At 72.3% G+C, this 22,689-nt stretch carries 22 protein-coding genes and 3 tRNA genes; 3 read left to right on the top strand and 22 right to left on the bottom strand.

Annotated features, from left to right (window positions below; translation table 11 throughout):
* Positions 1-18: 18 nt before the first annotated feature.
* From rplJ to ATL41_RS05555, 10 genes are all read right to left on the bottom strand, one after another.
* A complete protein-coding gene (gene rplJ, locus ATL41_RS05510; protein WP_098457586.1) occupies positions 19-543 on the bottom strand; it encodes a 50S ribosomal protein L10 in 525 nt (174 codons plus the stop codon).
* Between the two features lie 245 nt (positions 544-788).
* Positions 789-3,404 carry a CHAT domain-containing protein gene (locus ATL41_RS05515; RefSeq protein WP_143556580.1) on the bottom strand — a complete coding sequence of 872 codons (2,616 nt, stop codon included), beginning with the start codon at positions 3,402-3,404 and terminating at the stop codon, positions 789-791.
* 93 nt (positions 3,405-3,497) lie between these two features.
* Positions 3,498-5,324 (bottom strand): S8 family peptidase, encoded by a 1,827-nt coding sequence (locus ATL41_RS05520; protein WP_098457588.1) that lies wholly within the window; start codon positions 5,322-5,324, stop codon positions 3,498-3,500.
* A 10-nt stretch (positions 5,325-5,334) separates the two neighbouring features.
* Positions 5,335-5,838 (bottom strand): hypothetical protein, encoded by a 504-nt coding sequence (locus ATL41_RS05525; RefSeq protein WP_143556581.1) that lies wholly within the window; start codon positions 5,836-5,838, stop codon positions 5,335-5,337.
* Positions 5,835-6,470, bottom strand: a complete 636-nt coding sequence (locus ATL41_RS05530; RefSeq protein WP_098457590.1) for an RNA polymerase sigma factor — start codon at positions 6,468-6,470, stop codon at positions 5,835-5,837. Before ATL41_RS05530 ends, ATL41_RS05525 begins: the two co-directional genes overlap by 4 nt.
* Positions 6,471-6,682: 212 nt before the next feature.
* Entirely contained in the window at positions 6,683-7,402 is a 720-nt protein-coding gene (gene rplA / locus ATL41_RS05535; RefSeq protein ID WP_098457591.1) for a 50S ribosomal protein L1, read from the bottom strand.
* A gap of 105 nt (positions 7,403-7,507) precedes the next feature.
* A complete protein-coding gene (gene rplK / locus ATL41_RS05540) occupies positions 7,508-7,939 on the bottom strand; it encodes a 50S ribosomal protein L11 (RefSeq protein ID WP_098457592.1) in 432 nt (143 codons plus the stop codon).
* Positions 7,940-8,006: 67 nt separating this feature from the next.
* Entirely contained in the window at positions 8,007-8,762 is a 756-nt protein-coding gene (gene nusG / locus ATL41_RS05545) for a transcription termination/antitermination protein NusG (RefSeq protein WP_098457593.1), read from the bottom strand.
* A gap of 94 nt (positions 8,763-8,856) precedes the next feature.
* Entirely contained in the window at positions 8,857-9,135 is a 279-nt protein-coding gene (secE, locus tag ATL41_RS05550) for a preprotein translocase subunit SecE (RefSeq protein ID WP_098458941.1), read from the bottom strand.
* A gap of 110 nt (positions 9,136-9,245) precedes the next feature.
* Positions 9,246-9,318: transfer RNA gene (locus tag ATL41_RS05555), tRNA-Trp, on the bottom strand.
* 149 nt (positions 9,319-9,467) lie between these two features.
* Between ATL41_RS05555 and ATL41_RS05560 the strand changes: the two genes are divergently transcribed.
* The 3 genes from ATL41_RS05560 to ATL41_RS05570 are packed head-to-tail and all read left to right on the top strand — an operon-like array spanning position 9,468 to position 12,752.
* Positions 9,468-10,520, top strand: coding sequence for an adenosine deaminase (locus tag ATL41_RS05560; protein ID WP_098458942.1), 1,053 nt, complete (start codon positions 9,468-9,470; stop codon positions 10,518-10,520).
* A complete protein-coding gene (locus tag ATL41_RS05565) occupies positions 10,517-12,112 on the top strand; it encodes a sensor histidine kinase (protein ID WP_098458943.1) in 1,596 nt (531 codons plus the stop codon). The genes ATL41_RS05560 and ATL41_RS05565 overlap by 4 nt, the downstream gene beginning before the upstream one ends.
* Positions 12,090-12,752, top strand: a complete 663-nt coding sequence (locus ATL41_RS05570; protein ID WP_098457594.1) for a response regulator transcription factor — start codon at positions 12,090-12,092, stop codon at positions 12,750-12,752. The genes ATL41_RS05565 and ATL41_RS05570 overlap by 23 nt, the downstream gene beginning before the upstream one ends.
* Before the next feature lie 106 nt (positions 12,753-12,858).
* Here ATL41_RS05570 and ATL41_RS05575 read toward each other — a convergent pair whose 3' ends face one another.
* The 12 genes from ATL41_RS05575 to ATL41_RS05630 all read right to left on the bottom strand — a co-directional run bounded on the left by ATL41_RS05575 (position 12,859) and on the right by ATL41_RS05630 (position 22,637).
* Complete coding sequence (locus tag ATL41_RS05575) at positions 12,859-13,380, bottom strand: hypothetical protein (protein WP_098457595.1); 522 nt, start codon at positions 13,378-13,380, stop codon at positions 12,859-12,861.
* 412 nt (positions 13,381-13,792) lie between these two features.
* Positions 13,793-15,049 (bottom strand): phosphotransferase, encoded by a 1,257-nt coding sequence (locus tag ATL41_RS05580; RefSeq protein ID WP_098457596.1) that lies wholly within the window; start codon positions 15,047-15,049, stop codon positions 13,793-13,795.
* A 111-nt stretch (positions 15,050-15,160) separates the two neighbouring features.
* The gene (locus ATL41_RS05585; RefSeq protein ID WP_098457597.1) at positions 15,161-16,348 is read right to left on the bottom strand and encodes a UDP-N-acetylmuramate dehydrogenase; all 1,188 of its coding nucleotides are present in this window, start codon (positions 16,346-16,348) and stop codon (positions 15,161-15,163) included.
* Positions 16,345-17,601, bottom strand: coding sequence for an MFS transporter (locus ATL41_RS05590; RefSeq protein WP_245854644.1), 1,257 nt, complete (start codon positions 17,599-17,601; stop codon positions 16,345-16,347). Before ATL41_RS05590 ends, ATL41_RS05585 begins: the two co-directional genes overlap by 4 nt.
* The gene (locus ATL41_RS05595; protein WP_098457598.1) at positions 17,598-18,983 is read right to left on the bottom strand and encodes an MFS transporter; all 1,386 of its coding nucleotides are present in this window, start codon (positions 18,981-18,983) and stop codon (positions 17,598-17,600) included. Before ATL41_RS05595 ends, ATL41_RS05590 begins: the two co-directional genes overlap by 4 nt.
* 146 nt (positions 18,984-19,129) lie before the next feature.
* A complete protein-coding gene (locus ATL41_RS05600; RefSeq protein ID WP_098457599.1) occupies positions 19,130-20,215 on the bottom strand; it encodes a LacI family DNA-binding transcriptional regulator in 1,086 nt (361 codons plus the stop codon).
* Between the two features lie 62 nt (positions 20,216-20,277).
* Positions 20,278-20,706, bottom strand: a complete 429-nt coding sequence (locus ATL41_RS05605) for a MaoC family dehydratase (protein ID WP_098457600.1) — start codon at positions 20,704-20,706, stop codon at positions 20,278-20,280.
* Positions 20,703-21,158, bottom strand: coding sequence for an FAS1-like dehydratase domain-containing protein (locus tag ATL41_RS05610; RefSeq protein ID WP_098457601.1), 456 nt, complete (start codon positions 21,156-21,158; stop codon positions 20,703-20,705). Before ATL41_RS05610 ends, ATL41_RS05605 begins: the two co-directional genes overlap by 4 nt.
* A gap of 30 nt (positions 21,159-21,188) precedes the next feature.
* Positions 21,189-21,359, bottom strand: a complete 171-nt coding sequence (gene rpmG, locus ATL41_RS05615; RefSeq protein WP_098457602.1) for a 50S ribosomal protein L33 — start codon at positions 21,357-21,359, stop codon at positions 21,189-21,191.
* Between the two features lie 83 nt (positions 21,360-21,442).
* Positions 21,443-21,519, bottom strand: a tRNA-Met gene (locus ATL41_RS05620).
* Between the two features lie 101 nt (positions 21,520-21,620).
* Positions 21,621-21,692, bottom strand: a tRNA-Thr gene (locus ATL41_RS05625).
* A gap of 78 nt (positions 21,693-21,770) precedes the next feature.
* Positions 21,771-22,637 carry an MYG1 family protein gene (locus tag ATL41_RS05630; protein WP_098457603.1) on the bottom strand — a complete coding sequence of 289 codons (867 nt, stop codon included), beginning with the start codon at positions 22,635-22,637 and terminating at the stop codon, positions 21,771-21,773.
* Positions 22,638-22,689: the final 52 nt, after the last annotated feature.

Here is a 22,689-nt window from a genome sequence, read left to right on the forward strand (position 1 = left end):
CGGTTCCCTGAGGAAACGTCAGGCAGCAGCCGAAGCCTGCTTCTCGCGCAGGGCGTCGATGGTGCGCACGGCCTGCGACGCAGGAGCCGTGAACAGGTAGGCCGCCTGGAACAGCTTCGCCTTGAAGGCGCCAGCTGCCTTGGCCAGGAGAACCTCGCGGGACTCGAGGTCCGCGAGCTTCGTGATGTCCTCAGCGGTCAGCGCGCGTCCGTCGAGGACACCCGCCTTGATGACCAGCTGGGGGTTCGCCTTGGCGAAGTCACGCAGACCCTTGGCAGCCTCGACCGGGTCACCGGTCACGAAGGCGACAGCCGAGGGCCCGGCGAGCACGGCGTCGTCGATCTCGACGCCGGCCTCCTTGGCCGCGATAGCGGTCAGCGTGTTCTTCACCACGGCGTAGGTTGCGTTGCCGCTGAGCGACCGACGCAGCTGCTTGAGCTGCGCGACGGTGAGCCCGCGGTACTCGGTCAGCACAACAGCGCTGGACTCGCGGAAGCTGTCCGCAAGCTCTGCAACTGCCGCTGCCTTGTCCGGCCTCGCCATGGCAATCCTTCCGATGGTGGTACCGCTGGCACCCGCCCCGGGAAAGAGAAAAGAGCCCCGCGCAGACGCGAGGCTCTCGGCGGGCTGACGCCCGGACAGTTCGCACCTGCGCCGGCCCCCGTTCTCACGGAGCTTCGGTCATTCGCGCCTGGGCACGACTGACGACCTGCGGTCTTTGGTAACTGGACGAGACTAACTGACCCGACGTCTATACGCCAAATCGCCCCGGCGCCGCATGGCACGGATCACGCGACCGCCGACGTCAGGCACACGAACGGGGACACGTCGTCGCCTGCGGCCGCGAGGGCGAGCGCGCTCGCCGGGTCCTTGCCCGCTCGGACGAGCTCGTGGAGGCGCGGCATGACGGCGCGCGCATGCTCGTCCGCGACTGGCTCGACGGCCGCGACGACGTAGCTGACCCCGAGCCGCAGGAGCACGGCGGCGAGGCCGAGCGACTGCCCGCCGGGCACGGCGGTCGCGCCGCCGACCTCGCACGCGGACAGCACGACGAGCCCTGCCGAGAGCGGCTCGCCGTCGAGCTCGTACGCGAACAGCGGCCCGTCCGCGAGGAGCACCGACGAGAAGAGCGGGTTGTCCGCGACGTGCTTGCCGTGGACAGCGAGGTGCACGACGTCGTCCGAGCGCAGGGCACGCGCCGTCGCCTCGCACGTCGCGGAGGGCCCGGCGAGCGCCACGGCGCCCGGGTAGCTCGCCGCGACCGCGGCGACCTCCTGCGCGGCGAGCGGGACGGCCGGGCCTGCGACCGCCGTCGTGCGCGGCGCCGCCACGGGACTGCCGCGGTCGAGCGCGAGGTCGACGCCCGGACCGGTGGGTGTCGCGAGGCCGCGGCGCGACGGGAGCACGCCCCACGGCATGGTCACGAGCCACGAGGGACCCACGACGCGCAGCGTGCCGACGTCGCCGAGCGGCGCGAGCAGCCCGGCGTCGAGGAGCGCGGCCTCGCGCTCGAGCGACGCGCGCGCGACGTCGCGCAGCGGCACCGGGACGAGCGTGTTGGAGACCATGCGCAGGTCCGAGCGCAAGCGCCGCGCCGACTCCTCCCAACGGGCGGCGTCGCCCAGGTCGACGAGACGCTCGCTGCCCGCCGAGAGCAGCGCGGCCAGGAGCCTGCCCTGCACGACGACGAACTGGGCGAGGGTGACGTCGCTCGCCTCCCGCAACCGCTCGCGGAGCTCCGCTGCGGTGAACGGCCGCAGGGCACGGCCGCCGCCGCCCTCCTGCCAGGACAGCTCACGCACCTGGTCACGCAGCGCGCGGGCCTGCTCGCGCAGCTCGGCGATCCGCTCGACGGTCGCCGTCGGCTCCTCGGCCCGCAGCTGCTCGCTCACACGCCGCAGCTCGGCGGACAAGCCCGCGAGCGGCCCGTCCGGGTCGCGCGGCCTGACGCGGGCGGGGCCGGCGAAGACGGCGCGGCCGCGGTCGACCGCCTCGAGGACCTCCCCCGCGTCGCCCGTGCGACAGGCCGCCGCGAGGTCGACGTCGGCGAGGCGGCGGCCGTGGACGGCGCTCGCCGTGACCGCCTCGACCGAGCCGAACTGTGCCCGGAACTCGCCGAGGACCGCCTGCGCGCTGCGCACGACCGCCTGGCCCGCGGCGCGGTCGCCCGCGTCGAAGTCGAGGAGGGCCTGCACGACGGCGCCGTGCACCCGCGCCTCGACAGGTCCGTCGCGGCGCGCGGCGGACGCGCCCTCGAGGAGCGCCGCGGCCGCGGCGCGATCCCCGGCGACGGCACGCGCCTCAGCGGCGACGAGGCGGACCCGGGTGCCGACGTCGGCCGTCACGCGGCCGGACTCGTCGCGCTCGGACGCCGCGAGCAGCGTCTCCGCCTCGGCCGCGAGGTCGCGCAGCGCTGCTCGCGGCGCTTCGGCGAGGTCGGTCAGCGCGCCGAGCCGCGCCTGCAGCTCGGCAAGGTGTGCGCGCGCGGACCAGACCGCGTTGCCCCGGTCGCCGAACCGTCGACGCGCCGACGCCGCGAGCCTGGACGCGTCGTCGGGACGCCCGCTGAGCAGGGCGCAGCGGGCACGGAGCACCTCGACCTCGGCGAGGTCCTGCTCGAGCCCGCGCTCCGCGAAGAGAGCGCCGGCGCGAGCGAGCCGCTCGTCGGCCTCCCCCACGAGTCCTGCCTCGAAGAGCACCTGGGCGCGGTCGAGGAGGGCGATCGGCAGGGCGGCGAGGTCGAGCCCGACGTCGCGCAGGTGCGTCTCCGCGGCGCGCTCCATCGCGGCGAGGGCCTGCGGGAGGTCGCCGGTGAGGAACTCGGCATATCCGAGGTTGTGGCTCGACTTGAACAGGAGCATCGCGTCGCCCATCGCCTCCGCGCGCTCGACGCACGCGCCGAGGTCGGCGCGCGCGGCCGCAAGGTCCCCGCGGTCGAGGTGCAGGCTGCCGCGGTTGAGCAGGAGGATGCAGGCGTCGCGCGGCTCGGACTCGTCGATGAGCTCGATCGCTGCGTCGAAGTGGGTGAGCGCCTCGTCGGGGCTCCCGGTGCGCAGCGCGTGCAGCGCGCGCTGGCCGTGCACGGCGACGACGACGGACGCGGCGTCGATCGCGCGCGCGAGATCGAGCGCGTCCGCGAGCCGGGTGTCGCACGCGGCGCCGTCACCGTCGACCTCGAACTGCGGCATCGCGAGCGCGAGCAGGAGGCGGGCGCGCACGAGGGTCACGTCGGCGGACGGGGGTGCGGCGCCGAGCTCGTCGAGGGCGCGGCCGAGCACCTCGGCGGCTTCTCGCGGCAGCCCTCGGTCGGCGAGCGCGAGGCCCTCGCGGAGCGCGGCCCAGGCCCGGTCCGTGGGGGACGCGGTAGCAGCGAGGTGGTCGGCTCCGCCGTCGTGCTTGCGCACCTGCACCCCTGACGTCAGTGCGACGGGTGCACGCTGCCCCGTCGTCGCCCGGTCAGTGTAACGACGCAGGTCGACGACGGGGCAGGGTTCTTGCTAGTCAGCCGCGGGCTGCAGCCCCACGACCGAGCCGACGGCGGTCCACGTGCGGTCCCGCTGCGAGCCGGCGCGCGTGCCCACCTCGCCCGGGTCGCCGGTCACGTCGTCGGGGCGGGCGCCGAGCAGGCTCGCCGCGATCTGGCCGGCGAGCACGGGGCCGGCGAAGGACGTGCCGCTCCAGACGGCGAAGCCGCCCTGGAAGGCGTCGGGGTCGATCGTCGCGCGCGGGTTCGGGTCGTAGAAGCCCGGTGCCTCGCGCGTGGCTTGCCACGTCCCGTCGAGCGTGACGGGGGCCGTGCTCACGAGGCCGGCGCCGGGGCGCAACGTCGTGACCCACGGCCCGTCGTTGCTGAAGAACGCGGTCGTGCCGTCCGGGTTGAGCGCGCCGACGGTCGCCATGGGGGCGAGCGCAGGCGGGACCTCGCGCGGGTCTGCGACGCGCAGACCGCCCGGACCGTGCTCGACGAGCGGGGCGAACGCGGCTGGGAAGGTCGGTCGCGTGACGCCGTCGTTGCCCGACGACGCGACGACCGCGACGCCCCAGCGCCGCAGCGCGCGCAGGCCGCGGGCGAACGGCTCGTCGAACGCCTCGTCCTCGGGGCGCTCGTGGTAGTACCCGAACGACAGCGCGACGACGTCGACGGGCGCGTAGCCCTCGAAGCCGGCGAGGCCGAGGACGTGGAAGCGCAGAAGGTTCCGCAACGACCGCAGGAGTTCCGATTCCGCGACGACGCCAGCTCCGCCGTAGACGCGGCAGGACAGGATCGCTGCGTCGGGCGCGGTCTGGCGCACGAGGCCCGCGATGAACGTGCCGTGCCCTGCGACCGGGTCGAGGGGGCCGGTGAGCGGCGCGAGCGACATGCCACCGATCTCGGAGTCCTCGATCGGGGCCGACGGCGGCGTGAAGCAGCCGACCGGCTGGCCGAGCACGTGCGGGTCGCGCACGACGACATCGTCGCCGAGCCACGGGTGCTCGCCCGTCCCGGTGTCGAGGATCGCGACGACGGGACGGCGGGTGCCGTCCGCGGCGCGGTACGGCGAGTCTCCGTCCGGGAGGAGACGCTGCGGCCCGGGGCCTGCCCACATGACGGGCTGGCGCCCGCCGGCCCCGACCATCGCGTACTCGGCGAGACCGGACGCCGGGTGGGACTGCGTGAAGGGATGGGACTGCGTGAACGGGTGCGACTGCGTGAAGGGGTGCGACTGGGTGAACGGGTGCGACTGCGTGAACGGGTGCGACTGGGTGAACGGGTGCGACTGCGTGAAGGGGTGGGACTGGGTGAACGGGTGCGACTGCGTGAACGGGGTCGCGCTCACAACGTGCTCGAGGCCGTAGACGGTCCTCGACGACCAGCTCTCCGGGTCGCGCGACGGTCGTTCGCTGCCCTCGCGCGCCGCGACCAGGACCTTCTGGAGGATGTCCCACGCCTCAGGCGGGGACTCGACCCGGCCCGGCTCAGGCACGAGCGTCACCGCGTACGTCTCGTCGCCTAGGTCGACGGAGTCGAGCAGCTCCCGAGCGCGCGGGTCGTCGTTCTCGCCGCCGACCACGACCGGGACGTCGGGCACGACGGCGTACCCCTCCTCGGCCGCGACGCGGCGCAGCAGGTCCAGGCCGGGCAGCACTGCCTCGCCGTCCCCGGGCGCGCCGACCTGGCGGGGTCCCGAGACGATGATCCTGTCGTTGACGTACCAGGTGGGCTGGATCCGCATGGCGCCGAGCGCCTGGTCGGCTCCGGACGGGTCGAGGAACCGCGTCCTCCACTGCAGCGGGTCGTTGTCACCGTAAGGGACGGACTGGTCTCTCGGCGGCGGTACGGCCACGAGGCCTCCTTCAGATCTCGATGATGGGAGTCGTCAGGGTCGCGGAGCCGGACCCGACGTCGTGCAGGACAAACCCGACGAGGCCCTTGTCGACGCGCGGGAACGCGAAACGTCCGCCCTCGTCAGCCACGACGGTGCGCGGCTCGCTCCCGGCACGCCGCAGCTCGACCTCGAGCTCGCGCGGCGGGGAGATCCATCCGTCGACGCGGACCGCGCCGTCGTCGGAGGACAACGTGATCATCATGCTCAGCGCGCTCGCGGTGAACGTCACCGTGCGTGCGGCGACGGCGCTGCCGCCGTCGCTGCGCATCGCGCCCTCCCGGGACGCGAGCTCTTGGAGGCTCATCACCTCGGCGTCGAGCGCCGCGAGGGTCATCGCGAAGAGAGAGCGCTCGACGAGGTCGGCCGGGACCGGGTCGCTCGCCTCGAGGGCGCTGCGCAGGCGTCCCAGGATCTGCACGTCCACCTCGTCGACGGGGCCGTCGGCGAGCTCGTCCACGTGTGCTTCTGTCATGACCGAACGCCCCCATCCGATTCAAGCCTGACCCTGAGCTTGGCCAGGCAGCGACCCCGCGTGGGGCCGATGCTCCCGACCGGCATCCCGAGCGCCTCGGAGACCGACGCGTAGTCGGGCCGGTCCACGAACGCCACGAGACGCAACAGCCGTTGACATCTCTCGTCCAGGGAGCCGACGGCGTCCCACAGCGCCCGGTCCCGCTCTGCGCGGATGACCGTCTCGCTCGGGTCGGCCGACGCACCGGGGATCGGCGCGCCCCCGGCACGCGCCGATCCCTCGGTGCAGACGTCACCGTCGAGCTCTGCGAGCTTCCTGCTCCCCCGAACAGTCCGCCACGCTGCACGTCTCGCGGACACGAGGAGCCACTGCAGCACCGCCTGGGGGTCACGGATGCTCGTGGCCTTGCGGACCAGCTGCACCCAGACCCCCTGCACGACGTCCTGCGCCTCCTCGGGTTCCACGCCCTGCCCCCTGACGATGTGCCAGAGCAACGGGGTGACGTCCCGGACGAGCGTCTCGAGCGAGCTGGCGTCGCCGTCGAGGTACGCGGTCAGCGCGGCAGAGGCGCGACCAGCAAGATCGTCGTCACGGGCCCCCACCCGTGCTCGATCGTCCGCGACGGCGTCCATCCCAGCTCCTTCGGTACGTTCGCCTGAACACCGACAGGAGCCCAGGGGGTGAGGCCTGATACATCGACATCGTCACGTTTCGGGAAGAGTCGATGTGGCCTCCATCACACACCGTATCCGCGGCATCCGGCCAGGTGTACCCCTTGCTCACGCACGAAGGCCGGTCCCCGTACGGGGACCGGCCTTCGTGGCGGTGCTGGTGTCGGCGAGGATCAGGCCTCGTCGGACTCCTCGAGGAGCTTCGTGGTGCGCGACTGGTCGAGCGGGATGCCCGGGCCGTTCGTCGTCGTCAGCGTGGCCTTCGTGATGTAGCGGCCCTTCGAGGAGGACGGCTTCAGACGGAGGATCTCCTCGAGCGCTGCGCCGTAGTTCTCGACGAGCTGCGTCTCCGAGAAGGAGGCCTTGCCGATGATGAAGTGGAGGTTCGCGTGCTTGTCGACGCGGAACTCGATCTTTCCACCCTTGATGTCCTCGACGGCCTTGGCGACGTCCATGGTCACCGTGCCCGTCTTCGGGTTCGGCATGAGGCCGCGCGGACCGAGGACCTTACCGAGGCGACCGACCTTGCCCATGAGGTCCGGCGTCGCGACCGCGGCGTCGAAGTCGGTGTAGCCAGCGGCCACCTTCTCGATGAGCTCGTCGCCGCCGACCTCGTCAGCGCCGGCCGCACGGGCCTGCTCTGCCTTCTCACCGTTCGCAAAGACCAGGACCCGAGCGGTCTTTCCGGTGCCGTGAGGAAGGTTGACGGTGCCACGGACCATCTGGTCCGCCTTGCGGGGGTCGACACCGAGGCGGAAGGCCACCTCGACGGTCGAGTCGAACTTCGTCGAGACGTTCTCCTTCGCGAGGCGCACGGCCTCGAGAGGGGCATAGAGACGCTCGCGGTCGATCTTCTCTGCGGCCTTGCGGTAGGCCTTGCTGCGCGTTGCCATCTGCTTCTCCTGTTTCAGCAGTCGTGGTGCGGGTCCGCGCGGACCCTTCCACTGGGGGTTCTGGGGTGCTGCGGCCTCAAGCCGCAGCGGGTGACGCTAGGGCGTTCAGCCCTCGACGGTGATGCCCATGGAGCGGGCGGTGCCGGCGATGATCTTCGACGCGGCGTCGAGGTCGTTCGCATTGAGGTCCTCGAGCTTCGTCGATGCGATCTCGCGGACCTGGGCGGCCGTCAGCTTCGCCACCTTGGCGGTGTGCGGGGTCGCGGAGCCCTTGTCGACGCCGGCGGCCTTCTTGATGAGCTCGGCGGCCGGCGGGGTCTTCGTGATGAACGTGAAGGAACGGTCTTCGTAGACCGTGATCTCCACGGGGATCACGTTGCCACGCTGCGACTCGGTGGCCGCGTTGTAGGCCTTGCAGAACTCCATGATGTTGACGCCGTGCTGACCCAGCGCGGGGCCGATCGGCGGCGCAGGGTTGGCAGCACCAGCCTGGATCTGGAGCTTGATCAGGCCTGCGACCTTCTTCTTGGGAGGCATTCTCGGGTCCTTCTTGTGATGACTGCAGGTTCGGCACCGCCCGTGCGACGGCGCCGGTGGGTTCGACTCAGATCTTGGCGACCTGGTTGAACGAGAGCTCGACCGGAGTCTCCCGGCCGAAGATCGAGACCAGCACCTTGAGCTTCTGGGCCTCGGCGTTGATCTCGGAAATCGTGGCGGGCAGCGTCTCGAACGGACCGTCGGTCACGGTCACGGACTCGCCCACGGTGAAGTCGACGACGATCGCGCCTGCGGCCGGCTTCGAGGTCTTGGCGACCTCGGGCTTCGGCGCGAGCGACGGAGCGAGCATCGAGAAGACCTCGTCGAAGGTCAGCGGGACGGGCTGGTGGGTGTGCCCCACGAAGCCGGTCACGCCGGGCGTGTGGCGCACCGCGCCCCACGACTCGTCGGTGAGGTCCATGCGCACGAGGACGTACCCGGGGATGCGGACGCGACGGACGACCTTCTTCTGCGCGTTCTTGATCTCCGTCACCTCCTCCATGGGCACCTCGACCTGGAAGATGTAGTCCTCCATGTTGAGGGACTGGGTGCGGTTCTCGAGGTTGACCTTCACGCGGTTCTCGTAGCCCGCGTAGGAGTGGATGACGTACCAGTCGCCGGGGAGGCGACGCAGCTCGGCCTTGAACTCCTCGACCGGGTCGACCTCGGCGTCCTCGTCAGCCTCGGGCGCAGCGTCCTGGTCAGCAGCGACGTCCTCGCCCTCGGTGGCCGAGACCTCAGCCTCGACAGCCGTGTCGTTCTCGTCGGCCTCGGCTGCGGGCGCGACGAACTCCTCCGCCGGCTCCAGCGATTCCTGGGACACGTGGGGACCTGCTTTCTGCTGACTACTGACGAACGATGGTGACGTGAGCGCCGGGGCGCTCACCTCGCGGGACGCGCCGTGGTGTTCGGCTCGGTCAGGCGCCGAACAGCCAGAGCATGAACTTGCCGACGCCCATGTCGACGACGGTGATGAAGGCCATCACGACGACGAGGAAGACGAGGACGACGCCCGTGTACTGGAGCAGCTCCGAGCGCGTGGGCGTGGTGACCTTCTTGAGCTCGGCGACGACCTGGCGGACGAACAGCGCGACGCGCGCGAAGAACGACTTCTTCTTCGCCGAGCCCTTGCCCGACTTAGCGCCGCTCACCCGCGCAGCATCGGCGCTCGTCGCCTCAGGGGCAGATTCGCTCACGTTCACGTCCCTACGTCGCCGGCCTCGTCACTGCCTGCACCTACGGGGGATCGATCGACCCCTCCGAACTACTCGACCTGCCAGGCGGCTCGTGATCCGAGCACCTCGCGCAGGGTAGACAGGACTCGAACCTGCAACCTGCGGTTTTGGAGACCGCTGCGCTACCAATTGCGCCACTACCCTTCGGGATCGACCCCGTCTCCGAGCGGTCTGCGGGCGCGGACCATCAGAGTGGATATCAACCACCGACAGGACACTGTACCCGCTGCGCACCACGACACCCAAACCGGGCTGCCCCCCCGCACAGAGGTGTGCTCTGCGACACTGGGCTGATGCGAGACCTCGCGACCTTGCCGAAGGCGCACCTCCACCTGCACTTCACCGGGTCCATGCGTCCGACGACGCTCGTCGACCTGGCGCAGCGCCACGGGATCCGTCTCCCCGCCGCCCTCCTGAGCGGCACCCCGCTCCAGGTCGCCGCGACCGAGCGCGGCTGGTTCCGCTTCCAGCGCCTGTACGACGCGGCCCGCGCGTGCGTCCGCACCGAGGCCGACATGCGGCGCATCGTCCGGGAGGCCGCCGAGGACGACGCGGCCGAGGGCTCGGGCCGGCTCGAGATCCAGGTCGACCCGACGTCGTACGCCCCTCACGTCGGCGGCATCACGCCCGCGCTCGAGATCGTGCTCGACGAGGCGCGCGCGGCGTCCGCCGCCACGGGCACCGAGGTCGCCGTGATCGTGGCGGCGTCGCGGATGCGGCACCCCCTCGAGGCTCGCACGCTCGCCCGGCTCGCCGTGCGGTACGCGGGCACGGGACCAGGCGAGGTCGTCGGCTTCGGTCTCTCGAACGACGAGCGCCGCGGCCGCACGGACGAGTTCGCGCACGCGTTCCGCATCGCCGCTCGCGGGGGCCTCGCGAGCGTGCCGCACGGCGGCGAGCTCCTCGGCCCCGACCATCTCGAGGTGGTTCTCGCCGAGCTCGGGCCCCGCCGCCTCGGGCACGGGGTGAGAGCCGCCGAGGACCCGCGCCTGCTCGAGACGATCGTGCGCGCCGACGTGGCGCTCGAGGTGTGCCCGTCGTCGAACGTGTCGCTCGGCGTCTACGAGAAGGCAGCCGACGTGCCGCTGACCACGCTCCTGGACGCCGGCGCCCAGGTCGCGCTCGGCGCCGACGACCCGCTCCTGTTCGGCAGCCGCCTGACCGCGCAGTACGAGGTCGCCCGCCGCGAGCACGGCCTCGACGACGCCGCCCTCGCCGACCTCGCCCGCGCGTCCGTGCGCGCCTCGCGCGCGAGCGACGCAACGGTCGCCCGGCTGCTCGCAGGGATCGACGAGTGGCTCGCCGCTCCCCCGCCGTCGGCGCCAGCCGGCGACGACGCGCCATGACCCCCACGGGCGACGACGCCGCACGCCGCCGCGGACCGTGGGCACGCCTGCGGACCGCGATCGACCGCACGTCCGTGCGCACGCGCGTCCTCGTCACCGTGCTCACGCTCAGCGCCGTCGGCATGCTCCTCGCCGCCTCGACCGCCCTCGCCCTCCAGACCCGCGCCGCGGACGACCGCATGGACGGCGACCTCCTCCTGCGGCTCGAGGCGTTCACGACCCTCGCCGAGTCCGGGACCGACCCGAGCACCGGGCGCCCGTTCGGGTCCGCGCGCGACCTCGTCTACGCGTCCATGCGTCTGACGGTCCCCGGCCCCAACGAGGGCATGGTCGGACTCGTCGGCGACAAGGTCGCGCTGACCGCGCCGCGCTCCGTCGCGCTGCGCCTCGAGGACGACCCCCAGCTCGTCGCCGCCCTCGCCGGCGCGACGACCGCCCCGTCCGCCTCGCTGCGCACGACCCGCACGGAGCAGCGCACCTACCGCTACGTCGTCGTGCCCGTGCACGTCGTGCCGCCCGCCGGCGTGCCCGCCGAGAGCGTCGCTGCGACGCACGGCGCGCTCGTCGTCGCGTACGACCGCGACGAGGAGCGCTCGCGCTCGACCCAGGTGTTCTCCACGCTCGCCCTCATGAGCGTCGTCGCGCTCGTCGCCGTCGGCGCGATCGGCTGGTTCGTCGCGGGTCGGCTCCTCGCGCCGATCCGGCGGCTCGACGAGACCGCGCGCCGGATCTCCGAGTCCGACCTGACGCTGCGCATCCCTGTCACCGGCGAGGACGACCTCGCCCGCCTCACGGCGACCGTCAACGCGATGCTCGACCGGCTCGAGGGCGTGTTCCGTTCGCAGCGCACGCTGCTGGAGGACGTCGGGCACGAGCTGCGCACGCCGCTGACGATCGTCCGGGGGCACCTCGAGCTCATGGACGCAGCCGACCCGCAGGACGCCGCCGCGACCCGCGAGGTCGCGCTCTCGGAGCTCGCGCGCATGAGCCGCCTCGTCGACGACCTCATGACGCTCGCCCGGATCGACCGCCCCGACTTCGTGCGACCGACCCCGACCGACGTCGGGCGCCTCACCGACGACCTCCTGGACACCCTGCGCCCGCTCGCGGAGCGCCGCTGGCTCGTCGACGCGCGCGCCGACGGCGTCGCCGACCTCGACGAGCAGCGCATCACGCAGGCGGTCGTCCAGCTCGTCGCCAACGCGGTGCGGCACTCACCCGACGGGGCCGTCGTCGCGATCGGCTCCGAGACAGACCCGGACGGCACGTGGCGCATCTGGGTGCGCGACGAGGGCGAGGGCATCGCCCTCGAGGAGCAGCCGCGGATCTTCGACCGCTTCCACCGGGGGGCCGCGCGCGACGACAGCGAGGGGTCCGGGATCGGCCTGTCGATCGTCTCGGCGATCGCCGCCGCGCACGGCGGCTCGGTCACCGTCCGCTCGCAGCCCGGGCACGGAGCGACGTTCACGATCACCGCCCCCGGTCCTGCGGCTCGCCGTCCCGCAGCCGGCGGGCGCGACGAGGTCGACGAGCGCGACAATGAGAGTCCCCGGACGGAAGGAGGCCACGATGGCATCGATCCTCGTCATTGAGGACGAGGCACGCATCGCGTCCTTCGTCGTCAAGGGGCTCACCGCGGCCGGCTTCAGCTGCACCGCCGTCTCGACGGCCGCCGAGGGCTTCGACCACGCCCAGTCCGGCCACTTCGACCTCGTCGTCCTCGACCTGGGCCTGCCCGACGAGGACGGCTTCGCGCTGCTCGACCGCATCCGCGGGACCGGCAACACCGTCCCGGTCATCATCCTGACGGCGCGCGGGTCGGCTGCGGACACGGTCGCCGGGCTCGAGGGTGGCGCCGACGACTACATGACGAAGCCGTTCGGCTTCGACGAGCTGCTCGCGCGCATCCGCCTGCGGCTGCGTACCGAGGCCGGCGGCGCCGAGCCGACGGTGCTGCGGCACGGCGGCCTGTCCCTCGACCTGCGCTCACGACGAGCGTCGCTCGACGGCGTCTCGGTCGATCTCTCGGCGCGCGAGTTCACGCTGCTGGAGACGTTCCTCCGCAACCCCGAGCAGGTGCTCAGCCGAGAGCAGCTGCTGTCGCGCGTGTGGGGCTACGACTTCGACCCGGGGTCCAACGTCGTCGACGTCTACGTGCGGTACCTGCGGCAGAAGCTCGGGGCGACCGTCGTCACGACCGTGCGGGGCATGGGCTACCGGCTCGGCGCCTGAGGCTCTCGCGCCTCGGCCGCGCCCGCGGCCACCGGGACGCCGGCGCCCTGAGGACGACGATGCCCAGGAGCGCCGTCGCGGCGCTCCTGGGCATCGGGGCTGGTGCTCAGTCCGCCGAGCGTGCGCTCGGCGCCGACTTCGCGGAGACCGGACTCTTGGCGGATACCGGGCTCTTGGGCGACACCGGGCTCTTGGCCGAGACCGGGCTCTTCACGGAAACCGGCGACTTCACCGACACCGGGCTGTTCACAGTCTTGGGCGACACGGGCGACTTCGTCGAGACGGGCGACGGCGTCGTGCGCGGGCTCGGGGTGGTGACGGGCGAGACGACCGTCTGCGGGGACGCGGCAGAGACCACCGAGACCGGCGACGTGACCGTGCCCGGGGTGATCACCGTGACCGTCGTCGTCGTGCTGACCGGGTTGACGAGCGTCGCCCGGTCGGCGACGTCCCTCGCGGCGCGCGTGACCGCCGCGACGTCCTGCGCGGCGGCGCTCGCTCCGGCGACCTGGACGGCGGGGGCCACGTCGCGGGCCGGAGCGTCCTGCGCGGCTGCGGCAGCGACCGACGCGCCTCCACCGAGAACACCGATGACTCCCGTGACGATCCACACGCGGGGCTGGCTCATGACTGGCTCCGTTCTCCGGCCGCGGCCGGCTTCGCGTCCCCTTCCGGGGCTTCCTGGATCGATCATGAACGTCTCGTGTGAGGAGACCGGGAGGCCTGGATGAGATCCCTCTCATCTTCTCGCGCCGCCGGCTCGGCACGCACGCCTCGCACGACAGCACAGCGCTTGGTGCGGACATGAGGAGGGCCCGTCGTCCGGGGGAAACGACGGGCCCTCAGAGCCCTCCGGCCAGGGGAAACCGGGGGCTACTTCATCCATCGGCCCATGGCCGAGGCGTCCGTTCGACCGAGGCGCGACAGGGAACGCTGCCGTCGATCTCTTCGGACATTTCTATTCTTACGGCACCTGCCGGGATGTGCGACCTGAGAGCGCATGAGATTGCTCTCATGTTGCCGAGGGCGAACACGCAGCCCTAGTCGCGTACCTCGGCGAGCAGCTGCTCGGCTGTGGCGAGACGTCCGAGAGCATCCGTCCGGGCCGCCTCGCTCGTGTCGTTCGCGGGCATGCTCGCGAGGAGCGACAGGACGACGCCCGCCGCCCGCACGCGCAGGGCACCCGGGTGGACGGCCGTGTCGAAGACCGACATCCACCGGCGCAGGGTCGTCGGCACGTGCGGGTACGTCTCCGGTGCCAGGCACGGGAGCACCGCCATGTGGCCCAAGAGGCACGCGAGGTCGTCGACCCGCTGCCCGGGACCGATCGTGTCCACGTCGAGGAGCGCCGTCACCGCCGCCCCCGTCATGAGGATGTTGGCAGCGTGGAAGTCCCCGTGCGTCGGGACCACGGGGCCGCGCGGGAAGCGCTCGATGAGCGACGCGATCCGCGCCTCGAGGCTGCGGATACGCTCGGCCTGGTCCGGCAGCACGTTGCACGCCGCATCGGCGTAGTGGGCCGAGCGCTCGGCCCACGGCCGCCGCAGCGGGAGCGTCACGGCGTCCGGGTGGATCGCGTCGAGGCACGCGAGCAGGTCGCGCGGATCGACGTTCGCCGCGCCGTCACGCGCGAGCAGCTCCGGGAGCGGCTCACCCTGTGCCTGCGGGAACACGAGGACCGACTCGTCCCACACGTCGAGCACCGGCGGCGCACCTGCCGGCTCGGCATAGCGGTTGCGGGCGAGCAGCCCGTCGAGCTGGTCCGGGCGCACGACCTTGAGGAAGACGCGACGCCGCTGCGACGTCAGGCTCAGCACCGCACGGCGCATGGGCCGGTAGCCGATGAGCTCGAGGACGGCGGTGCCCGGGTCCTCGTCGAGGCGGGTGCGCGCCGCGGCGCGCGTCACGTCCGACGCGATCGGCAGGCCTGGCAGCGCAGGGTCGGCCGGGTGCTTCCACGCGTGCAGCACGCGCTCGCCGTTCTGCAGACGCACGATGCCGCTGCCGGGAGCGATCGGTTCCTCGACCTGGCCCGTCGTCAGGAGGATGTACTCGGCCCGTTCGAGCGGGTCCGCCTCGGTCGCGACGCGCGCGTCGAAACCGACGGTCACCCCGGCTCCAGGACGGTGGTGCACCTCGTGCACGACCGCCGACACGAGCGTCGCGCCCGCGGAGCGAACGACGGCGTCGAGCGCAGCCAGCCCTTCAGGTCCCGTGAGCCAGCCGATGTCGGCCGTCTCCTGCTCGGCCCGCTGCGCCCGCGTGAGCCGCGGCGCAGAGGTCGCGATCGTCGTCATGTCTCCAGTAGACACCGACTCCCCGGCACCGCGCGCGTCAACAACCCACTCACTCACCCCGCCACCGCCCAGGAACACCCCGGGGCGTGGCACCGCCCGTGCTGCTGCTCGTCACAGCGTGACGCCCACCAGGACCGGCTCGGGGACGAGCTCGATGCCGAACGCCTCGCGCACGCCGTCGCGCACCGCGCGCGCGAGCTCGACGACGTCGGCCGCCGTCGCCTCGCCGCGGTTCGTGAGCGCGAGCGTGTGCTTGGTCGACAGGCGCGCGCGGCTGCCCTCCCCGTGGACGCCGAAGCCCTTGCCGAAGCCGGCGCGCTCGATGAGCCACGCCGCGCTCGTCTTGACGAGAGACGCGTCGACCGCGCCGAGCGCGGGGCCAGTCGTGACCTCGGGCAACGAGCTGCGCACCTCGAAGCGCGGCGCGCCCTCGGGCAGCCTCGCGGCCTCGGCGGCAGGCACGACCGGGTTCATGAAGAACGATCCGGCGCTCCACGTGTCGTGGTCGCTCGCCGGGCCGGCGAGCATGCCCTTGCCGGCGCGCAGCTCGAGCACCGCCGCGCGCACGTCCTTGGTCTCGGCGCGGGTGCCGACCTCGACGCCGAGGCGGCGCGCGAGCTCGGGGTACGCGACCTCGGGCGAGAGCGTGCCGAGGCGCGTCTGGAACGCGACCTCGAGGACGATGTAGCGGGGCGACGGCGTCCATACGCGACCGTCGTCGTCGGCCTGGTGCATCGAGCGCTTGAGCAGGGACGTGCGGTAGCCGAGGCCGAGCTCGCCGACGGCGAGCAGGCGCGCGCGGCCGAGCACGCGGTCGTAGACGCGCACGGTCGAGATCGCGCCCGCGACCTCCTGGCCGTACGCGCCGATGTTCTGGACGGGCGCGGCACCGACCGTGCCCGGGATGCCCGAGAGCGCCTCGAGCCCGACGAAGCGCTCCACGACAGCCTGCTCGACGAGGGCGTCCCACGAGTGCCCCGCAGGCACGCGGAAGCTGCCGCCGCCGCACGAGTCGACCATGTCGATCGTCACGCCCGAGCGCGTGTCCTGGACGACGACGCCGTCGAAGCCCTCGTCCGCGACGAGCAGGTTCGAGCCCCCACCGAGGACCAGCACAGGCAGGCCGTCCGCGTCGGCGCCACGGACGGCGTCGATCAGCTCGGCCTCCGTCGTCGCCCGCACGAGCGTGCGCGCGGGGCCGCCGACGCGCAGCGTCGTGAGGTCGGCGAGGCGCGGGGACGCATCCGCGACGGGAGTCGTCGCAGCGGCAGGGTTCGGGGCGTCGAGCGGAGCGGTCATCCGTCCACGGTATCGCGCGGCTGCCGTTCGAGCGGCTTGGCGGCGCCCGCGATGAGCAGGCCGAGCGCGACCGGCACGAGGATCGTCGCGAGCGCGTGGCGGTAGCCGAGGTGCTCGGCGAGCAGGCCGATCAGCGGCGGCCCCATGAAGAACGCGGTGTAGCCGATCGTCGAGACGACGCTCACGCGGGCGGCGGCCCGGCGCGGGTCGTCCGCGGCGGCGCTCATGCCCACGGGGAACCCGAGCGCGGCGCCGAATCCCCACAGGACGACGCCGACGATCGCGAGCCACAGCCACGGGGCGAAGGCGAACAGCGCGAGGCCCGCGAACGCGAGGCCACCGAGAAGCCGCAGCACGGTGACGCGGCCGAGACCGTCGAGCAGGTTCGTGCCGAGCAGGCGCATCCCGGTCATCGCGACGAGGAACACGGTGAGCGCCGTCGCGCCCGTCGCCTCGTCCTTGGCGAAGCCGTCGGCGACCGCGAGCCCGACCCAGTCGTTCGCGGAGCCCTCGGTGAGCGCGGCGGCCAGCACGATGAGCCCGACGAGGATCGTGCGCGGCTCGAGCCAGGCTGCGAAGACGCTCGTGCGCTCCTCGGCGACGGGCGTCTCGCCCTCGTCGGCTGGCGTGTGCTCGTCGAGCTCGCTCCCGGCAGCGGGGAGGAGCGCGCGCACCGCGACGAGGACGAGGACGAGGCTCAGCACGACGGCGAACGGCAGGTGCCACGAGACGGAGACGCCGAGGCGCGCCATGAGGGCGCCGAGCGCGGAACCGACGATCGTGCCGAGCGAGAAGCCCGCGTGGAGGCGCGGCATGATCGTGCGCCCGACCGCCTGCTCGACGATCGCGCCCTCGAGGTTCATCGCCGCGTCCCAGACCGCGGTCCCGATGCCGACGAGGACGAGGGCCACGCGCAGGACGGCGACGTCGCCCTGCGCGATCGCCCAGGCGGCGATCCCGTAGCCGACGACGTTGACGGCCGCGAACACGACGATCGTGCGGCGCGCGCCGAGCCGCTCCATGATCCAGCCGGACAACGGCAGGGCGATGATCGAACCGAACGCCACGAACAGCAGGAGCATGCCCATCTCGGTCTCCTTGAGACCGAGAGAGTTGCGCACGCCGACGAGACGCGACGCCCACGACGCGAAGTTGAAGCCGTTGAGCACGAAGATCGCGAAGACGGCCCAGGCGGCGACGGTCGCCCGGCGCGCGGCGTCGGGTGCGCCTGCCGACAGCTCGGAGGAGGTCACAGGAGCGCACCTTCCGTGTCGCGCACCGTGGCGGTGCCGGCACTCTCGCTCGCCTCGCGCTCCGCGACGCGCGGGTCGCGGGCGGCGTCGTCCGCCCCGCGCTCGTCCCCGGCGTCGTCGCCGGGCAGCGGCGCCAGCGGCGTCGGCACCTCCTGGCGCCGTGCCTGTCCGGAGAGCAGCACGGAGACCACGAGCCCGGCGACGATGAGCGTGAGCGCGTACCGCGTCGTCAGGTGCTCGGCCGCGAAGCCGAGCAGCGGCGGTGCGGCGATCGAGGCGGTCGACGCGAACGCGGACACGACCGACACGCGCGACGGCGCCTTGAGCGGGTCGTCCGAGGCGGCGGCGATACCGATGGGGTACGCGAGCGCAGCACCCGCGCCCCACAGGGCCACCCCGACGACGGCGAGGAGGAACGTCGGCGCGAGCCCGAAGAGGGCGAGGCCCACGATCGACGTCACGCCCGAGATGCGGAGGACGGGCACGCGACCGTGGCGGTCGATGAGGCCGGTGCCGCTGAGCCGCACGATCGTCATGGACCCGACGAAGACGCCGAACACGATCGCGCCGGTGGCCTCGGTGCGACCGAAGTCGTCGACGACGGAGATCGACAGCCAGTCGTTCGCCGCGCCCTCGGAGAGGGAGGCGGCCATGATGACGAGTCCGAGGAGGAGCGTGCGCTTCTCGCGCCACCCGGCGAGCGACGCGCCGAGGCGACGCCGGGGACGGAGGAACTCGACGTCGTCGTCGGTCGGTTCGGGGCGTGCCGGGGCGTGCGCGACGAGCGTGACGTGCGGGACCGCGAGGACGCGCCAGACCAGAAGGATGCCCGCCGAGACGCCGAACTGGACGGGGACGGAGACGCCTCCCCAGGAGGCCGCGGCCCCGAGGAGGGTGCCGAGCAGCGCACCGATCGAGAAGCAGGCGTGGAACTGCGGGATGATCGTGCGCCCGACGGCACGCTCGATCTGCGCGGACTCGACGTTGAACGGCACGTTGTTGAGCGCGAACGACATGCCGTTGAGGAAGATGCCCACGCACACGAGCGGGAGCGACGAGATGGCGACGCCGAGCGCGAGCAGGGTCATCGCGGTGACGAAGCCGCCGGTCGCGACCGCCATCGTGCGGCGCGAGCCGAAGCGCTGGAGGATCGGCCCTGCCGCGGTGACCATGAGGAGCGAGCCGACCGCACCGACGAGCAGCACGACGCCGAGCTCGGACTCGGCGATGTCGAGGCTCTTGCGGATCGACGGCAGGCGGGACAACCAGCTCGACATCATGATGCCGAGGAGCGCGAAGAGGCTCATCAGGCACCAGCGCGCTGTCGCGACGGTGCGTGCGGGGAGGGCGGCAGCGTGGGCTGCGGGCGTGGGCGTGCTCATGCTCAGGCTCTCGGGTCGTGGGGTCCGCCCCCGAACAGCGTCGAATCGTTTCGAGGACACGTCAAGTCTCCTCGTGCAGAGGGAACCGCGTCAATGCAGATCGGCGTAAATTCTTCGCCAAGCGGAGGTAGTCCGGGCGACCTTCGTCACACGGCAGGCGGAGGGGCCGTCGTCGTCCCCACGCGCAGCTCGACAGGGAGCACCACCTCGGTGGCTCCACGCCCCTGGATCAGGGCGTCGACCGCACGGCCGAGCGCCTCCCCCTTCGCCTCGAGCGGCTGCACCACCGTCGTCAGACGGTCGCTCCCGAGCCAGGGCAGGTCCACCCCGTCGAAACCCGCGACAGACACGTCCTCCGGGACGCGCAGCCCCACCTCCCGCGCGCCCAGCACGACGCCGGCGGCGAGGAGGTCCGACTGCGCGACGATCGCCGTCGGCCGCTGCGACGGGTCGGGCCAGCGCGCCGGGTCGAGGATGTGCCGCGCCGCGTCGGCGCCGCTCTCGACGAGCGAGGCGGGCGTCTCGTACGTCGCGACGACGTCGAGCCGGGACTCCTCGAGCGCCTCGAGGCGGTTGCGCGTCGGGGTCCAGTCGATGTCCTCGTCGCGCGGGTTCTCGATCCACCCGGCCTCGCGGCCCATCCGGAACGGCAGCGTGACGTTCGCGACCCGTCGGTGACCGAGCGAGTACAGGTGCTCGGCGAGCTCGGCGACGCCGCGCCGGTCGTCGATCGCGACGAGCGAGCAACCGGGCGAAGGGTTGCCCTCCCCGATCACGACCGGGATGGAGCGGCGGCGCAGGACGTCGAGGCGCGGATCGTCGACGTGCGCACCCCAGATGAGGACGGCGACGTCCATGCCGCTCGTCTCGAGGAGCGGGTCGACCTTCATCGCGCCCGTCTCGTCGACCTCCATGCCGGGGATGAGCATGACGCCGAGGCGCAGCTCGCTCAGCGTCGAGACGAGGCCGTCGAGCATCTGGATCGACACGGGGTCGCGGAAGCTGCGCTTGACCTTGTCCCCGATGACGACACCGACGACGCCGTGCCGCCCTGAGCGGAGCTGGCGGCCGAGTGCGTTGGGGCCTGCGTAGCCGAGCGCGGCGGCGGCGGCGTGGACCCGTTCGCGCGTCTGCTCGGCGATGGGACCTGCCCCGGAGAAGGCGAGCGACGCGGTCGACACCGAGACGCCGGCCTCACGGGCGACGTCCGACAGCGTGGGGCGTCGAGACATCCGGTACTCCTTCGTGCACGCGTCGCGGTAGGACCGCAGGTGCGGTCACCTTATCGCCCGGGTCAGGCCAGGCGGACGACCGCCTGGCACTTGGCGAGGACGCGCGCGCCCTCGAAGGTGACGGTGAGGTCGATGCGTGCGGTGCCCGCCTCGGCGTCGAGGGCGCCGACGACGCCGCTCACCTCGACGGTGCTCGTGCCGGGGTTCGGCACGGTGACGGGGCGGGAGAAGCGCGTCTGGTAGTCGACGACGGCGCCCGGGTCCTGTGCCCAGTCGGTCACGAGGGCGACGACGGAGCCCATGGTCAGCATGCCGTGCGCGATGACGCCGGGGAGGCCGACGGACTGGGCGACGACGTCGTTCCAGTGGATCGGGTTGAAGTCGCCGCTCGCTCCTGCGTAGCGGACGAGGGTGGCGCGGTCGAGGTCGACGGTGCGGGTGCCGATCTCCTGGCCGACCTCGAGGTCGGAGAGCTGCGGGCGGGCGCTCATGCGTCTTCTCCCCTCACGGCGAGGGTCGACCGGACGGTAGCGACGTGGTCGCTCAGGGCGGCGTCGCCGAAGAGCTCGCAGCGGGTCGTGACCATCGCGAGGCCGGCACGCTCGACGACGGCGTCGACGTGCAGGACCGTGGTGATCTCGTCACCGGCGACGATCGGCCGGTGGTGGGTGAACCGCTCGTCCGCGTGGACCACGCGCGAGAAGTCGATCCCGGCGTCCGGGTCCTCGATGAGCTGCGCCTCGGCGCGCTGCGCGATGATCACCGCGAAGGTGACAGGGGCGACGAGGTCCGGATAGCCCAAACCCCGCGCTGCCTCGATGTCGAGGTGCGCGGGGTGGGTGTTGCCTGTTGCTGCAGCGAACTCGCGGATCTTCTCCCGCGCTACCTGGTAGGGCGCGTTCGGAGCGTACTCACGGCCGGCGTACGACGCGTTGATCGACACGAGTGCTGGCAGCGGGCTGACTGACGAAGGTCAGCGGGTCTCGCGGTGCGAGGTCTTCTTGCCGCAGCGCGGGCAGAACTTCGCGAGCTCGAGACGGTCGGGGTCGTTCCGACGGTTCTTCTTGGTGATGTAGTTGCGCTCCTTGCAGTCCACGCACGCGAGCGTGATCTTGGGGCGAACGTCAGTGCTCTTGCTAGCCACGGTCTTGCCACCTCTCGCACCCGCCGGTGGGGTGCAATTGCTCCTGTGTCCGCGCGTCGCCGGCCGACGTGCGGTGTCGTTCTTGGTAGCGGAGGCGGGGCTCGAACCCGCGACCTCACGATTATGAGTCGTGCGCTCTGACCAGCTGAGCTACCCCGCCTCGAACGATGTCGTGTGACACCACGCTGATGCTCGCCGAACAAGGTCCGAGCATCGATCGCGCGGACAATGATCCCACGATCGATGACAAAGCACCAACAGAGCCCCCGATGGGAATCGGACCCATGACCTCAGTCTTACCAAGACTGCGCTCTACCACTGAGCTACGGGGGCAGCGCGGAAAACACTACCTGCTCTGCGGCAGGAAGCGAAATCGGCGAGATGCCGCGGCTCCGGGGCGGTCCTAGGGCCTCAGTCCGCGAGCGCGAGCTCGACGAGGCGCAGGGCGCCCTCCCGGCTCTGCGCCGCGCAGATGAACGCGGCCTTGTGGCAGAACACCGCGTCCTCGACACCTGTGACCTCGGCGAGCGCCTCGCCGTCGAGCCCGCGCCACGCGTCCGGGAACGGCTTGCGCGAGCCGAACTCCGAGCCCACGGGCCGCACCGTCTGCACGGTCCAGGCGCCCGTCGCGCCGGGGAACACCGTGTAGAGCAGCTCGGGCTGCGCGGTCGCGATGCTGCCGTGCGGCATGAAGCGGTCGAGCACGACGACGCGCTTGTCCGACGACGCGCGGTAGGCCGCGAGGAACTCCTCCTCGGCGGCGAAGCCGGCCTCGTACGAGCGCTTGAGCCGGGTGAGGATCTGCGTGGCGAAGCCCACAGCCACCTCGAACTGCGAGTCGAAGTCCTCGTCCTCGCCGATCGGGTTGAACAGCCCGAGGACCGTCGACACGTCGACGGGCGGCGTGCCGAGGTCCGAGACCGTGTAGAGGTCCTGGCCGTTGTCGACCGCGTCGATCGCCGTGACGAGACGGCGGTCGATCTTGCCCCAGACGCGCTCGTCGCCCCCGCAGTACTCGAGGCCGTAGTGCTGCCACAGCAGCCCGAACGCGGAGAACAGGATGCCCGACGGGCGCGCCCCCGACGTGAGCTGGTGGTGGTCGAAGCGGCGCGCCTCGACGTCGTACGTGCCGCCCACGTCCAGGACGATGTCGGCCTGGTCGAGCACCTCCTTGTCGCGCGAGCGCACGACCTGCGCGTCGGGGTAGAGCTGCGTGAGGAGGGCGACGCCGAACACGTCGTCGGCGTGGAACTTCCCGTTGTGGGTGGCGATGATCACCGAGCCACCCTACGTGGACCCGCTGACGCCCGGTCGCGGGCGTCCGCCGTGG

The organism is Flavimobilis soli, assembly GCF_002564025.1.
Taxonomy (GTDB): domain Bacteria; phylum Actinomycetota; class Actinomycetes; order Actinomycetales; family Cellulomonadaceae; genus Flavimobilis; species Flavimobilis soli.

Coding starts and splice junctions, on each gene's coding strand:
- rplJ (WP_098457586.1), bottom strand. CDS start 543: ATGGCGAGGCCGGACAAGGCAGCGGCAGTTGCAGAGCTTGCGGACAGC.
- ATL41_RS05525 (WP_143556581.1), bottom strand. CDS start 5,838: ATGACAGAAGCACACGTGGACGAGCTCGCCGACGGCCCCGTCGACGAG.
- ATL41_RS05530 (WP_098457590.1), bottom strand. CDS start 6,470: ATGGACGCCGTCGCGGACGATCGAGCACGGGTGGGGGCCCGTGACGAC.
- rplA (WP_098457591.1), bottom strand. CDS start 7,402: ATGGCAACGCGCAGCAAGGCCTACCGCAAGGCCGCAGAGAAGATCGAC.
- rplK (WP_098457592.1), bottom strand. CDS start 7,939: ATGCCTCCCAAGAAGAAGGTCGCAGGCCTGATCAAGCTCCAGATCCAG.
- ATL41_RS05560 (WP_098458942.1), top strand. CDS start 9,468: ATGCGAGACCTCGCGACCTTGCCGAAGGCGCACCTCCACCTGCACTTC.
- ATL41_RS05565 (WP_098458943.1), top strand. CDS start 10,517: ATGACCCCCACGGGCGACGACGCCGCACGCCGCCGCGGACCGTGGGCA.
- ATL41_RS05570 (WP_098457594.1), top strand. CDS start 12,090: ATGGCATCGATCCTCGTCATTGAGGACGAGGCACGCATCGCGTCCTTC.
- ATL41_RS05575 (WP_098457595.1), bottom strand. CDS start 13,380: ATGAGCCAGCCCCGCGTGTGGATCGTCACGGGAGTCATCGGTGTTCTC.
- ATL41_RS05580 (WP_098457596.1), bottom strand. CDS start 15,049: ATGACGACGATCGCGACCTCTGCGCCGCGGCTCACGCGGGCGCAGCGG.
- ATL41_RS05585 (WP_098457597.1), bottom strand. CDS start 16,348: ATGACCGCTCCGCTCGACGCCCCGAACCCTGCCGCTGCGACGACTCCC.
- ATL41_RS05595 (WP_098457598.1), bottom strand. CDS start 18,983: ATGAGCACGCCCACGCCCGCAGCCCACGCTGCCGCCCTCCCCGCACGC.
- ATL41_RS05600 (WP_098457599.1), bottom strand. CDS start 20,215: ATGTCTCGACGCCCCACGCTGTCGGACGTCGCCCGTGAGGCCGGCGTC.
- ATL41_RS05605 (WP_098457600.1), bottom strand. CDS start 20,706: ATGAGCGCCCGCCCGCAGCTCTCCGACCTCGAGGTCGGCCAGGAGATC.